The sequence below is a fragment of the Polaromonas sp. P1_G1 genome, assembly GCF_056405595.1.
The window spans coordinates 185,220-197,961 of the sequence record NZ_JBFUBU010000011.1 but is presented as its reverse complement, the minus strand read 5'-3'; the positions used below and the strand labels follow the sequence as shown (position 1 = coordinate 197,961).

The 12,742-nt window shown below is 62.3% G+C and carries 15 protein-coding genes and 1 tRNA gene; 7 read left to right on the top strand and 9 right to left on the bottom strand.

The genetic code is table 11. The annotated features are described in order from the left end of the window. From hemA to grxD, 4 genes are all read left to right on the top strand, one after another. Positions 1-927: glutamyl-tRNA reductase (hemA, locus tag AC1D1Y_RS07875; RefSeq protein ID WP_477681841.1), on the top strand; the 927-nt coding region annotated here is incomplete at its 5' end. A 96-nt stretch (positions 928-1,023) separates the two neighbouring features. Beyond that, the gene (gene prfA / locus AC1D1Y_RS07870; RefSeq protein ID WP_477681840.1) at positions 1,024-2,145 is read left to right on the top strand and encodes a peptide chain release factor 1; all 1,122 of its coding nucleotides are present in this window, start codon (positions 1,024-1,026) and stop codon (positions 2,143-2,145) included. A 10-nt stretch (positions 2,146-2,155) separates the two neighbouring features. Beyond that, a complete protein-coding gene (gene prmC / locus AC1D1Y_RS07865) occupies positions 2,156-3,010 on the top strand; it encodes a peptide chain release factor N(5)-glutamine methyltransferase (protein ID WP_477681839.1) in 855 nt (284 codons plus the stop codon). A 147-nt stretch (positions 3,011-3,157) separates the two neighbouring features. After that, positions 3,158-3,487, top strand: coding sequence for a Grx4 family monothiol glutaredoxin (gene grxD, locus AC1D1Y_RS07860; RefSeq protein ID WP_411877371.1), 330 nt, complete (start codon positions 3,158-3,160; stop codon positions 3,485-3,487). Between the two features lie 67 nt (positions 3,488-3,554). Here the strand turns inward: grxD and AC1D1Y_RS07855 are convergent, their stop codons facing one another. The 9 genes from AC1D1Y_RS07855 to AC1D1Y_RS07815 form a co-directional block, all read right to left on the bottom strand. Next, positions 3,555-3,863: a hypothetical protein gene (locus tag AC1D1Y_RS07855; protein ID WP_477681838.1), complete on the bottom strand. Its 309-nt coding sequence runs from the start codon at positions 3,861-3,863 to the stop codon at positions 3,555-3,557. An 18-nt stretch (positions 3,864-3,881) separates the two neighbouring features. Next, positions 3,882-4,097, bottom strand: a complete 216-nt coding sequence (locus AC1D1Y_RS07850) for a DNA gyrase inhibitor YacG (RefSeq protein ID WP_477676602.1) — start codon at positions 4,095-4,097, stop codon at positions 3,882-3,884. Between the two features lie 61 nt (positions 4,098-4,158). Next, positions 4,159-4,914: a cell division protein ZapD gene (gene zapD / locus AC1D1Y_RS07845; RefSeq protein WP_436157435.1), complete on the bottom strand. Its 756-nt coding sequence runs from the start codon at positions 4,912-4,914 to the stop codon at positions 4,159-4,161. Between the two features lie 45 nt (positions 4,915-4,959). Further along, positions 4,960-5,571 (bottom strand): dephospho-CoA kinase, encoded by a 612-nt coding sequence (coaE, locus tag AC1D1Y_RS07840; RefSeq protein WP_477681837.1) that lies wholly within the window; start codon positions 5,569-5,571, stop codon positions 4,960-4,962. Between the two features lie 4 nt (positions 5,572-5,575). Then, positions 5,576-6,427: a prepilin peptidase gene (locus AC1D1Y_RS07835; protein ID WP_477681836.1), complete on the bottom strand. Its 852-nt coding sequence runs from the start codon at positions 6,425-6,427 to the stop codon at positions 5,576-5,578. Then, complete coding sequence (locus tag AC1D1Y_RS07830) at positions 6,427-7,644, bottom strand: type II secretion system F family protein (protein ID WP_477681835.1); 1,218 nt, start codon at positions 7,642-7,644, stop codon at positions 6,427-6,429. Before AC1D1Y_RS07830 ends, AC1D1Y_RS07835 begins: the two co-directional genes overlap by 1 nt. Positions 7,645-7,728: 84 nt before the next feature. Then, positions 7,729-9,462 carry a type IV-A pilus assembly ATPase PilB gene (gene pilB, locus AC1D1Y_RS07825; RefSeq protein WP_477681834.1) on the bottom strand — a complete coding sequence of 578 codons (1,734 nt, stop codon included), beginning with the start codon at positions 9,460-9,462 and terminating at the stop codon, positions 7,729-7,731. Positions 9,463-9,590: 128 nt separating this feature from the next. Continuing rightward, positions 9,591-9,667, bottom strand: a tRNA-Pro gene (locus tag AC1D1Y_RS07820). A 15-nt stretch (positions 9,668-9,682) separates the two neighbouring features. Then, positions 9,683-10,666 carry a polyprenyl synthetase family protein gene (locus AC1D1Y_RS07815; RefSeq protein ID WP_477681833.1) on the bottom strand — a complete coding sequence of 328 codons (984 nt, stop codon included), beginning with the start codon at positions 10,664-10,666 and terminating at the stop codon, positions 9,683-9,685. Between the two features lie 186 nt (positions 10,667-10,852). On the opposite strand from AC1D1Y_RS07815, the gene rplU reads away from it, so the two are divergent. From rplU to cgtA, 3 genes are all read left to right on the top strand, one after another. Beyond that, positions 10,853-11,164 carry a 50S ribosomal protein L21 gene (gene rplU, locus AC1D1Y_RS07810; RefSeq protein WP_122955355.1) on the top strand — a complete coding sequence of 104 codons (312 nt, stop codon included), beginning with the start codon at positions 10,853-10,855 and terminating at the stop codon, positions 11,162-11,164. 27 nt (positions 11,165-11,191) lie between these two features. Further along, on the top strand, positions 11,192-11,449 hold the full coding sequence (gene rpmA / locus AC1D1Y_RS07805; RefSeq protein ID WP_122955354.1) for a 50S ribosomal protein L27: 258 nt from the start codon (positions 11,192-11,194) through the stop codon (positions 11,447-11,449). Between the two features lie 118 nt (positions 11,450-11,567). Next, positions 11,568-12,653, top strand: a complete 1,086-nt coding sequence (gene cgtA, locus AC1D1Y_RS07800) for an Obg family GTPase CgtA (RefSeq protein ID WP_477652476.1) — start codon at positions 11,568-11,570, stop codon at positions 12,651-12,653. Positions 12,654-12,742: the final 89 nt, after the last annotated feature.

Here is a 12,742-nt window from a genome sequence, read left to right as displayed (position 1 = left end):
GACGCGGTGCGCGCCGCGGAAGACGCCGGCGCCATGGGCACCACGCTGCACCAGCTGTTCCAGCGCTCCTTTGCCGTGGCCAAGGAGGTGCGCAGCAGCACCGAAATCGGCGCGCACAGCATCAGCATGGCGGCGGCCAGCGTGCGCCTGGCCGGCCAGTTGTTTGAGAACCTCAGCGACATCAAGGTGCTGTTTGTCGGCGCCGGCGAAATGATCGACCTCGCGGCCACCCACTTCGCCGCAAAAAACCCCAAGGCCATSGCSATTGCCAACCGCACGCTGGAGCGYGGCGARAAGCTGGCCRGCCGCTTYGGCGSSGARGTYATGCGCCTGGCCGACCTGCCCRRSCGYCTGCACGARTTYGACGCSGTSATCAGCTGYACCGCCAGYACSYTGCCCATCATYGGCCTGGGTGCMGTSGAGCGCGCCRTCAAGCTGCGCAAGCACCGCCCCATGTTCATGGTCGACCTGGCCGTGCCGCGCGACATCGAACCCGAAGTCAAGGCCCTGCCCGACATCTACCTCTACACGGTGGACGACCTGGCGCACGTGGTGCAGACCGGCAAGGACAGCCGCAAGGCCGCCGTGGCCCAGGCCGAGGTCATCATCGACGCCGGTGTGCAGAACTTCATGCACTGGCTGGGCCAGCGCCGCAGCGTGCCGCTGATCCAGCAGCTCAACGCGCAGACCGACGAATGGCGCGCCGCCGAAATCGTGCGGGCCAAGAAGCTGCTCGCCAGGGGCGAACCCATAGACACCGTGCTGGACGCGCTGACCCGGGGCCTGACCCAGAAAATGCTGCACGGCACGCTGGCCGAATTGCACGCTGGCGATGCCAGCAGCCGCGAGGCCACGGCGCAAGCCGTCTCCAGGCTGTTTTTGCGCGGCCAGCTGCCCAAGATCAAGCCCGACGACAAAGAGCGTTAGCGCCCGCCACAGCGCTGACCTCTCCTGCCGGCGTCAGCCGGCGCCCTTGTTGACGGCCTTGCGGCACCCTTTTCGGCTTTTGCAGCCCCCTCTTTCATGAAACCCTTTCTTCGCCAAACCCTGGACCGCCAGCTTCTGCGGCTGCACGAACTGGACGCCTTGCTGTCCGCCAGCGATGTGGTCAGCGACCTGGACCGTTTTCGCGCGCTGACCCGGGAGCACGCCGAAGCCAGCGTGATCGCCGAGCAGTACACGCGGCTGACCGGCCGCGAGGCCGACCTGGCCGGCGCCGAAAGCATGCTGGCCGAAGCCAGGGACGACCCCGAGATGGCCGCCATGGCCGAGGAAGAGATTGACGCGGCCAAGGCCGACATTGCCGCGATCGACGAAGCCCTGCAGCTGATGCTGATCCCCAAGGATCCTGACGACCTGCGCCCGGCCTTCGTCGAAATCCGTGCCGGCACCGGCGGCGACGAGTCGGCGCTGTTTGCCGGCGACCTGTTCCGCATGTACACGCGTTTTGCCGAGCGCAACCGCTGGCAGGTCGAGATCATCAGCGAATCGCCCAGCGAACTCGGCGGCTACAAGGAGGTGGTGCTGCGCATCGAGGGCGCCGCCGACGCCATGGGCGTGGGCGTCTACGGCAAGCTGCGTTTCGAGTCGGGCGGCCATCGCGTTCAACGCGTGCCGGCCACTGAAACCCAGGGCCGCATCCACACCAGCGCCTGCACCGTGGCCGTGATGCCCGAGCCCGACGAGGCGGTGGCCATACAGATCAACCCGGCCGACCTGCGCATAGACACCTACCGCGCCAGCGGCGCCGGCGGCCAGCACATCAACAAGACCGACTCGGCCGTGCGCATCACGCACATCCCGACCGGCATCGTCGCCGAATGCCAGGAAGGCCGCAGCCAGCACAGCAACAAGGCTCAGGCGCTCAAGGTGCTAACCGCCCGCATCCATGAAAAAGACCGCGCCGAGCGCGCCGCCAAGGACGCGGCCCTGCGCAAGGGCCTGGTCGGCACGGGCGACCGTAGCGACCGAATCCGCACCTACAACTTCCCGCAGGGCCGGCTGACCGACCACCGCATCAACCTGACGCTGTACAAGCTGCTGGCCATCATGGAAGGCGACCTGGGCGACGTGATCACCGCGCTGCAGGTGGCGCGCGGCGCCGAGCAGCTCGCCGAGCTGGAAACCGCGAACAGCGGGCTTTGAGGCGTTCGCCGTGAACCCGCCAAACTGCGCGCAAGCCCTGGCCGCCGCCCAGTCCCAAGGGCTGGATCGGCTGGACGCCCAACTCCTGCTGCTGCATGCGCTGGGCAAGCCCGGCGACGCGCGGGCCTGGTTGCTGGCGCACGACACTGATACCCTGCCGGAGCAAGCGGCTGAAGACTTCCGGGCCATGTGCCTGCGCCGGATCGCCGGGGAGCCCCTGGCTTACGTCGTCGGCTACAAGGAGTTTTTCGGTCTCACGCTGCTGGTGGACGCCCGCGTGCTGGTGCCGAGGCCCGACACTGAAACCCTGGTGGGCTGGGCGCTTGAGCGGCTGCAGGCCCCCGGCATACCGCCGGTGCCGGCGGTGCTGGACCTGGGCACGGGCAGCGGCGCCATTGCGCTGGCCATCGCGCACAGCCTGCAAACGGAGAGCCGCCAGGCCAATATCGTGGCCGTGGACGCGAGCGCGGGGGCGCTGGAGGTGGCCCGGGGTAACGCCTCCCGCCTCGGGCTGGGCCTGGATTTCCTCCAGAGCCACTGGCTAGAGGAAGTTAGCGGACACTTTCACCTGATCGTCAGCAACCCGCCTTATATCGCCAGCGCTGATCATCATCTGGAGGACTTGGCCTATGAGCCCCTGTCCGCCCTGGCCGCCGGCACCGACGGGCTGGACGATATCCGCGAAATCGTACGGCAAGCGCCCCGCCACCTGCTACCGGACGGCTGGCTGCTGCTGGAGCATGGCTACGACCAGGCCGAGGCTGTATGCAATCTGCTGGCCCAGGCGGGCTTTGCGCAAGTCCAGAGCCGGCTGGACCTGGCCGGCATCGCGCGCTGCTCGGGCGGGCTATGGGCAGGCGGGTGAGGCAGCCACGCGGGATGCGAAACGGCGGGATAATCGGCCTGTTGAATTCTGCTTCCCAGATTCCATCTAACTAAAGTCGCCTGCCCTGATACCGGGCTGGCGCGGGGCCCAAGCCCCTACCCCCACGGATTTGCAAAGGATTTCACCATGAGCACCACAGACCCCACCCAGCAACGCATCGCCGAAATCGTCAAATCCAGCGACGTGGTCCTTTTCATGAAAGGCACGGCCCAGTTTCCCATGTGCGGTTTTTCCGGCCGCGCCATCCAGGTCCTGAAGGCTTGCGGCGTGAACAAGCCCGCCACCGTGAACGTGCTGGAAGACGAGGAAATCCGCCACGGCATCAAGGAATTCAGCAACTGGCCCACCATCCCCCAGCTGTATGTGAAGGGTGAATTCATCGGCGGCTCGGACATCATGATGGAGATGTACCAGAGCGGCGAACTCCAGCAGGTGCTGGGCACACCCGCCGCCTGAGCGACCCCGGCGGCCAAGGCGCGATGCCAGCGGTACTGTCCGCCGGCCCGCCCTCTTCAAATACCGGTCAGCGCGTGTAGCCTGAGCAGGCGCCTGCGTCCACGGCACCCTTGCATTCACGCTTGAGGCGCGCAGTGCGCTGGGCGACCGTTTCACCGGAGCCCGGGATGAATTTGGCTTTACTGCCAGATTTGGCGGCTTTTTTTGATTTGGCCTTGGCGGGCTTCTCGCCCTCCGGTGCCGGTTGGGTCTGCGCCTGGGCATGGCTTGCCGCCAAAGCGACCGCCATGAGCGCAGCCAGGACGAGTCTCATCAAAGACTTGATGTTCATTTTTCGCTCCCTCTCTTTTTTGCTTTTATCAAACGCGGCTGACACCGCGCGCCTCGGCAAATTCTATTGCAGCTTGGGATCGCCGAAAACCTCGTCGTCGGGCGGCGTGTCCGCCGGAAGGCGGAAGCCCTCGCTGGCCCAGGCGCCCAGATCGATGTTTTTGCAGCGCTCGCTGCAAAAAGGGCGAAAAGGGTTGCTGGGCGCGTAAACGCTTTCGCCGCCGCAGCCCGGGCATACGACCAGCTTGACGGGTGGGGAGTCTTTTTTCGTCACAGGCATGTTTCAGGACAAGTCTGGGGGATCAATCGGAAAGGAGGCCGGTGCTTGGCGAGCCCGCGGATCAGGAACAGAGGGTCAGTTCAAACGCCGAATCGTCGGTGCTGGCATGCAGCCGGTCGTCTTCGCCGTGGCGCATGAGGCGCACCGAAACGATCAAGCGGTTGCCGCTGATTTCAGGAATCAGCCCCAGGGCGGGGTCTATCCGGAGTCGCAAAAGCTGGAAAGTGCGTCCTTGCGGCAGCGTCTGCTGGTATTGGCCGGCCGGTGCCACCACTTTTTGCGGCGCGCCGGAGTCTCGCAGCAAAGTCAACAGCACGCGTATGGACTCGGCGAGCGGAACCAGGGGTGTGATCCAGCGCTGCAAGTCCTGCTTGCGCACACCCGTCTGCAGGTGCTGCCAGGCATAGTAGGCCGGCAGGTCAAACTCGCAGGTTCCGCCCGGGATGCCGACGCGGCTGCGAATGCTCATCAGCCAGTCGTTTTCGGTCAGCGACTGGCCGGCCTTTCCGGGCAGGCTGTTCAGGGCGGAAAAGCAGCTTTCGAGCTGGCCGGTCACCTCGTCCAGGACGGCCTCCGAAATGGCCGGGTTGCCGCGGTAGCCGTTGAGGACGTGTTTCTGTTTCTCAAGGTCCTTGAGGACGTCGGTCTTGAGGTCGGCCCGCGCGCCCACGTCCATGATTTCAAAAATCGTCGTGATGGCGTAGTGGTGATCCGTCGGGCTCTCCCGCTCCACCAGTTCACCAAGGCGGCGGAACAGGTGTTCAAGTCGCAAATACGTACGTATGCGTTCGTGAAAAGGATACTCGTAAAGGATCACAGCGCTATATTTTCGTCGGCTTCAATGAGGAGGTTTGTTTGCGCATCATAGCCCGAAGCGCGCGGCAAGCCGCCGCACCTCGGCGTCCAGGGCCTCCAGCGGCAAACCGTCATTGTGCAAGCATATATCGGCGGCCGACAGTCGCTGCGCGCGGCTGGCCTGTCCGGCGATGATTTTCTCCACCGCCTCCCGGGGCCAGCCATTGCGGGCCATCACGCGGCTAACCTGGGTGGCTTCGCCGCAGTCCACGACCAGCACCTGGTCCAGCTGCTGCCGCCAGCGCCCCGACTCCACCAGCAAGGGAACGTCAAACACCACACAGGCGCAACCGGCAGCGGTGGCCTGCTCGTACTGCCGCAAGGTCTCCCGGCTAACCAGGGGGTGAACAATGGACTCCAGCCGCCGCCTGGCGGAGGGGTTGTCAAAGGCCAATTGGCGCATCCGGTCCCGGTCCATGGCGCCGTCGGTGGTGACCATCTGGCCGCCGAACTGCGCGGCGATCTCCTTCACGGCGACACCGCCGGCCGCTGTGACCGCACGGGAGATCGCATCAGCATCCACCAGCGCCGCGCCGCAAGCCACCAGGGTGCGGGCAACCGTACTTTTCCCGCTGCCTATGCCGCCCGTCAGTCCGATGCGCAAAGCTGCACGGCGCATGGCTTCACAGGCCGATAAACCGGAGGATGGATTGAGGCCCGAAGACCATGGCCGTGAAGCCGGCCCCGGCCAGGAAAGGGCCGAAGGGCACGTAGCCGCCTTCACGCAATCCGCTGGAAAACTTCATCGCAATGCCGACGGCGGCGCCGATCACGGAAGCCATCAGGATCATGGGCACCAGCGCAGGCCAGCCGAACCAGGCGCCGAGCGCGGCGAAAAGCTTGAAGTCGCCATAGCCCATGCCCTCTTTGCCGGTCACCAGTTTGAACGCCCAATACACCAGCCACAGGGAAAGGTAGCCGGCGACCGCACCCCATAAGGCCATTCCCAGAGTGACCGGGGGATTCCACTGAAGGGCGGCAACAATCAGGCCGGCCCATAGCAAGGGCAAGGTGATGTCGTCCGGCAGCAAGGTCGTGTCCCAGTCGATCACCGCCAAGGCCAGAAGCGCCGCAGAAAACCCACACCAGGCCAACGAGGTCAGCGACAAGCCCCAGCGCCACGCACAAAAGAAGAACAGGGCCCCCGTCACCGCTTCAACCATCGGGTAACGCAGGCCGTAGGGCGTGCCGCACACAGAACACTTGCCCCGAAGAAACAGGTAGCTGGCCACCGGAATGTTTTCATACCAGCGTATGACATGTCCGCAGCTGGAGCAGCGCGAACGCGGCACCAGCAAGTTGAATTTTTCGGCGGGTTCTTGTGCAGTTCCGGTCAGCTCGGCGCATTCCTGCGCCCACTGCCGCTCCATGATCTTGGGCAGGCGGTAAATAACGACGTTGAGGAAGCTGCCGATCAACAGGCCCATAAAGCCGGCCAGCAACGCATCGAATGCCGGCCCCAGACCGGTCCCCATCAAACGACTTGGCCCAGCTTGAAAATAGGCAGGTACATGGAAACCACGATCCCGCCGATCAGCGTGCCCAAGAACACGATGATGATGGGTTCCATCAGACTGGAAAGGCCGGCCACCATTTCATCGACTTCCGCTTCATAAAAGTCGGCGGCCTTGCCCAGCATGTGGTCGATGGAGCCGGATTCCTCGCCGATCGCGCACATCTGCAGCACCATGGAGGGGAACAGGTTGGCATTGCTCATGGCCGCCGTCAGGCTGGTACCCGTGGAAACTTCCTGCTGGATTCTCTCGGTGGCATCGGCATACAGTGAATTGCCGGAAGCGCCACCGACGGAATCCAGCGCCTCGACCAGCGGCACGCCTGCGGCGAACATTGTGGCGAGCGTGCGGGTCCAACGGGCGATACAGGATTTTTCGATCAGCGCACCAAACACCGGCACCTTGAGCAGGGCCCTGTCCATGAACTTCTGCATTTTCTCGTTGCGCTTCCAGGCCTGGAAGAAGAAGTAGAGCCCGCCGCCTATGCCGCCGAAAATCAGCCACCAATAGGACACAAAAAACTCGCTCATCGCAATGACGATCAGCGTGGGCGCCGGCAGATCGGCACCGAATGAGGAAAACACGTTTTTGAACGACGGGATCACAAAAATCATGATCACGGCCACCACGACAAAGGCCACCACCACCACCGAAATCGGGTACATCAGGGCCGACTTGATCTTGGACTTGATGGCTTCGGTCTTCTCCATGTAGGTCGCCAGGCGGTCCAGCAGCGACTCCAGGATACCGGCGGCCTCGCCGGCCTCGACCAGATTGCAGTAGAGCGCATTGAAATACATCGGGAATTTGCGAAACGCCGCGCTCAGCGAAGTACCGGTCTCAACGTCGGTGCGCACGTCATTGAGCAACTTGGTCACACTGGCATTGGGATTGCCGCGGCCCACAATGTCGAAAGCCTGAAGCAGCGGTACGCCGGCCTTCATCATGGTGGCCAGCTGGCGGGTGAAGATCGCAATATCCTTGGGTTTGATCGATTTGCCCGCGCGCATCTTGCGCTTCTTGATTTTGGTGGGCAGGACACCTTGGCGACGCAACGAAGACTTGACCTGGTTCTCGCCAGCGGCGCGGATCTCACCGCGAACCTGCTTGCCGCCCCGGTCCTTGCCCTCCCACTCGAAAACAAATTCCTTGATGCCCTTGGATACTGCAGTTGCCATGATGCTTTCTCGTTGTATCGACAGTCTCAGACCGCCTTGTCGCCACGCTCATGCCGCCATGCGGCGGTCGTTGAACGCGGCTGCTTAAACATTGGTGCAGCCCAGAATCTCTTCCAGCGAAGTCATGCCGAGCTTGACCTTGGACAACCCCGACACGCGCAAGCTTTTGACCCCCTCCAGCTCCGCCTGGGCCGCGATTTCCAGGGCGCTGCCGTCGCGAAGGACGATACGCTGAATCTCCTCGGAAATGGGCATAACCTGATAAACACCGACACGGCCCTTGTAACCATTTGTACACATGGAGCAGCCTACAGGCCGGTAGGGGGTCCAGGATCCGTCCACATCCTCTTCCTTGAAACCCGCATCCAGCAGTGTCTCCCGCGGAATGTCCGCTGGGGCTTTGCAATTGGGGCACAGACGTCTGGCCAGCCGCTGGGCGGTGATCAGGATCACGCTGGAAGCGATATTGAAGGGCGCAATGCCCATGTTGCGCATACGCGTCAGTGTGGTCGGCGCATCGTTGGTGTGCAGGGTCGACATGACCATGTGGCCGGTCTGCGCGGCCTTGATCGCGATATCGGCGGTTTCGAGGTCACGAATCTCACCGACCATGATGATGTCTGGATCCTGCCGCAGGAAGGCCTTGAGCGCGACCGAAAAGGTCATGCCGGCCTTGTCATTCATACTGACCTGGTTGACGCCCGGCAAGGTGATTTCAGCAGGGTCTTCGGCCGTCGCGATGTTGACGCCCGGCTTGTTGAGGATGTTCAGGCAGGTATACAGGGACACGGTCTTGCCCGAGCCAGTAGGCCCGGTCACGAGCACCATGCCGTACGGCCGCTGGATGGCGGCCATCAAACGCTCTTTTTCAACGGCCTCATAGCCGAGGGCGTCAATGCCGAGCTTGGCGCTGCTCGGGTCCAGGATACGAATGACGATTTTTTCGCCATACATGGTGGGCAAGGTGCTGACCCGGAAGTCGATGACCCGGTCCGGGCCGATCTTGAGCTTCATTTTGCCGTCTTGCGGCACGCGCTTTTCGGAGATGTCGAGCTTGGAAATGACCTTGATGCGGGCGGCCAGTTTTTCCTTGATGGCCACGGGCGGCGAGGCGATTTCGCGCAATTCGCCGTCAACCCGGAAACGCACGCGGTAGGTGTGCTCGAATGGTTCAAAGTGCAGATCGGAAGCCCGCATGCTGAAAGCATCGAGCAGCATTTTCTGGAGGAATTTGACAACCGGCGCGTCCTCGACCTCAGAGACGCTGGCCTCGCTATCCTCGGCCGTCGCGTCGGCGCTGGACTCGTCAAACTCGAAATCGTCGCCGATGATGCTTTCCATTGCCTCGGACGCGGAGGTATTGGAAACCTCCACCAGCTTGGAAAGCTTGTCGTATTCGGCAATCACCCAGTCCACGCCCATCTGGGTGGAGAACTTGATTTTTTCTGCCGCCTCCTGGTCGGAGGGGTCCGCCGTCGCCACGATCAGGCGGTTGTTCCGCTTGCTCAGGACAACAATACGGTAAGTTGTACAGATCTTGGGGTCAAGCAGTCCCTTGGGCAGACGCTGGGCGTCAATGGCCTCCAGGTCCAGCAAAGGCGCGGCAAATGCCGTGGACATGGTATGGGCCAGGTCGAACGCGGATACCGCGCCGGACCCGGTCAGCTCGGCAATAAAGCTGGTTCGCCCGCTTTGGGCCTTGCGGAAAATGTCTTCGGCGGCCTTTTGACCCAGCTTCCCCGCCACCACCAAGGCCCGTCCCAGGCCGGGCAGGGCCATGGAAGGCGGTTGGTTGATTGCGGTGTCGACAGCGGCCATGGTTCTGGGATTTAGCTCAAATAGGTATCATCGCCTATAGATTCCCGGGTGTAAATCGAAAACGCCCCCACCCCCCGGGTAGCGTTGGAAGTATGCGAAGAAACGCACACTTAAGAAAAAACCGGGCTTGGTCGGGGTGAGAGGATTCGAACCTCCGGCCTCTACGTCCCGAACGTAGCGCTCTACCAGGCTAAGCTACACCCCGCCGTCACACAACCCGTCAGGAACGCCTCTCCAGCAATTGGGAGGCCAGTTGCGTCAAAGCATTACTGTAAATGTTTTGCGGCAAGACCCGCAAGGCATTCAGCGCGCGCTGAGCTTCCACCGCGGCGGCATCGCGGGTTGCCCGCAATGCGCCTGTTTGGTGCACGATCTCGATGATCCGCGCCATCTGGTCGGTCCCGCCGGTTTCAATGGCCTGCCGGATGGTGGATCGTTCGGCCTCGCTGCCGCGTTGCATGGCGATGATCAAGGGAAGGGTTGCCTTRCCCTCCCGCAGGTCATCCCCAAGGTTTTYCCCCATTTCCGAGACATCCCCGTCGTAATCAAGCACGTCGTCGATTACCTGGAATGCCGTGCCCAGCGCCTGTCCATAGTCGGCGCAGCTCTCCTCGACGGCCGGCGGCGACTGCGCCAGCAAGGCCGCCAAGCGAGCGCTTGCTTCAAACAGCTTGGCCGTCTTGGAGCGAATTACCCTGAGATAGCCTTCTTCGGACAGTGCCGCGTCGTGCATATTCATGAGCTGCAGCACTTCCCCTTCGGCAATCACATTGGTGGCTTCGGCCAGGGTTTGCATGATGCGCATGTCCCCGGCCTCCACCATCATCTGGAAGGCCCGGGAATACAGGAAGTCGCCGACCAGCACGCTCGCGGGGTTGCCGAAGGCCTCGTTGGCGGTGGCACGGCCGCGGCGCAAGGTGGACTCGTCCACGACGTCGTCATGCAGCAAGGTCGCGGTGTGAATGAACTCCACGACGGCCGCGAGGTTGTAACGCTGGTCGCCACGGTACCCGAGGGCGCCGCACATCAGCAATAAAAGGGCTGGGCGCAACCGTTTCCCGCCGGCTGCCACAATGTAGCCCGAGACTTGGCTGACCAGGGGCACTTCGGACTTCAGGCGGCGCTCGATCACCGCGTCCATCCCGCGCATGTCGTCGGCAATCAGGGCGAGGGCTGCGGCGGTGCTTGAGGAATTGGCAGACAAAAGGCGATCCAGACGTTAAATGTGGCCCGATTATAGGAAGCCGTCCCGCCCGCCCAGGCCCGGCCGGCTCCGGAAACCGGCGCCCAAAAGCCCCAAAACAGCCAGTCTGGTCAATTTCGGGCTGCCATGCTAGAATATTGGGCTCTGCGGAAATCCGTCTGCAGAACTCAATTTACGAGGTCTTACATGTACGCGGTCATAAAAACCGGTGGCAAACAATACAAGGTTGCTACTGGAGAAAAAATTAAAGTAGAACAGATTGCTGCGGACGTAGGCCAAGAGATCGTTATTGACCAAGTATTGGCTGTCGGCACCGGCAGCACGATCACGGTTGGTACGCCCTTGGTGTCCGGCGCTACTGTTACAGTCACAGTCCTTTCGCAAGGTAGGCACGACAAGGTTCGCATTTTCAAAATGCGCCGTCGCAAGCACTACCAAAAGCGCCAGGGCCACCGGCAAAACTACACGGAACTGCAAATCGGCGCCATCGCCGGTTAAGCAGGGACGTACCAGGAGTAACGAAAAATGGCACAGAAAAAAGGCGGCGGCTCTACGCGAAACGGCCGTGATTCACAGCCCAAAATGCTTGGCGTCAAGAAATTTGGCGGCGAAGTCATCAACGCAGGCAGCATCATCGTGCGCCAGCGCGGCACCAAGTTCCATCCAGGCGTCAATGTCGGCATCGGCAAAGACCACACGCTATTTGCGCTGGTTGACGGCTCGGTCTCGTTTTCCGTCAAAGGTGCGCTGAACAAGCACACCGTGAATGTGACTCCGGCGTAAGCTGATCACTTCGATAAGTCACTTCGACTGAAACGAAGCCCCGACCTGTCGGGGCTTTTTTGTTTGTAAACTTGATCTTCGGCTCCCATCGCCCCTGGTTTAACCGCAGCACTCCATCATGAAATTCGTTGACGAAGCCTTTATTGACATTGCCGCAGGCGATGGCGGGAGTGGCTGCGTCTCCTTCAGCCATGAGAAGTACAAGGAATTCGGCGGCCCCAACGGCGGCGACGGCGGGCGCGGCGGGCATGTGTACGCGGTCGCGGACATCAACCTGAACACGCTGGTGGATTTCCGCTTTTCGCGTCGCCACGATGCCCGCAACGGCCAGCACGGCATGGGTTCGGACATGTTTGGCGCCAAGGGCGACGACGTCATCCTGAAAATGCCGGTGGGCACCATCCTGACCGATGCCGAAACCGGTGAAGTCCTTTTTGAGCTGCTGGTACCCGGCGAGCAGGTACTGATCGCCAAGGGTGGTGACGGCGGTTTCGGCAACCTGCGTTTCAAAAGCTCGACCAACCGCGCGCCGCGCAGCAAGACGCCGGGCTGGCCCGGCGAGCGCAAAAGCCTCAAGCTGGAGCTCAAGGTGCTGGCCGACGTCGGATTGCTGGGCATGCCCAACGCCGGCAAATCCACCTTCATCTCGGCAGTTTCCAATGCCCGGCCCCGCATCGCCGACTACCCCTTCACCACGCTTCACCCCAACCTGGGCGTGGTGCGGGTCGGCCCCGAACAAAGTTTTGTGGTGGCCGACCTGCCCGGCCTGATCGAGGGCGCTTCCGAAGGCGCCGGCCTGGGCCATCTTTTCCTGCGGCACCTGCAACGTACCCGCCTGCTGCTGCACATCGTGGACCTGGCCCCCTTCGACGAAGGTGTGGACCCGGTGGCACAGGCCAAGGCCATCGTCGGAGAGCTCAAGAAATACGATGAATCGCTCTATGAAAAACCGCGCTGGCTGGTTCTGAACAAGCTTGACATGGTGGACAACGACAAGCGCGCGGCCATCGTCAAGGACTTCGTCAAGCGTTTCAAATTCAAGGGCCCGGTGTTCGAGATTTCGGCCCTGACGCGCGAGGGCTGCGAGCACCTGATCAAGACCATCTACCAGCACGTCAAGCAGGTGCAGAAAAGCGAACAGCCGGTGGAAGAAATCGATCCGCGCTTCGCCCCGCTGCCCCCTGAATCGCCGGAACCGTCCTGACATCCTTGTTTTCGGCATCCCAGCCGCAGGTAGCTGCAGGGCTGCATCCGCCCCATTCCACACAACCGCTGCCGATGCCCGTGTTGACG

Bases quoted from the DNA above. Each gene is read 5' to 3' on its own strand.
- prfA (WP_477681840.1), top strand. From the start codon at position 1,024: ATGAAACCCTTTCTTCGCCAAACCCTGGACCGCCAGCTTCTGCGGCTG.
- grxD (WP_411877371.1), top strand. From the start codon at position 3,158: ATGAGCACCACAGACCCCACCCAGCAACGCATCGCCGAAATCGTCAAA.
- AC1D1Y_RS07850 (WP_477676602.1), bottom strand. From the start codon at position 4,097: ATGCCTGTGACGAAAAAAGACTCCCCACCCGTCAAGCTGGTCGTATGC.
- coaE (WP_477681837.1), bottom strand. From the start codon at position 5,571: ATGCGCCGTGCAGCTTTGCGCATCGGACTGACGGGCGGCATAGGCAGC.
- AC1D1Y_RS07835 (WP_477681836.1), bottom strand. From the start codon at position 6,427: ATGGGGACCGGTCTGGGGCCGGCATTCGATGCGTTGCTGGCCGGCTTT.
- AC1D1Y_RS07830 (WP_477681835.1), bottom strand. From the start codon at position 7,644: ATGGCAACTGCAGTATCCAAGGGCATCAAGGAATTTGTTTTCGAGTGG.
- pilB (WP_477681834.1), bottom strand. From the start codon at position 9,462: ATGGCCGCTGTCGACACCGCAATCAACCAACCGCCTTCCATGGCCCTG.
- rplU (WP_122955355.1), top strand. From the start codon at position 10,853: ATGTACGCGGTCATAAAAACCGGTGGCAAACAATACAAGGTTGCTACT.
- rpmA (WP_122955354.1), top strand. From the start codon at position 11,192: ATGGCACAGAAAAAAGGCGGCGGCTCTACGCGAAACGGCCGTGATTCA.
- cgtA (WP_477652476.1), top strand. From the start codon at position 11,568: ATGAAATTCGTTGACGAAGCCTTTATTGACATTGCCGCAGGCGATGGC.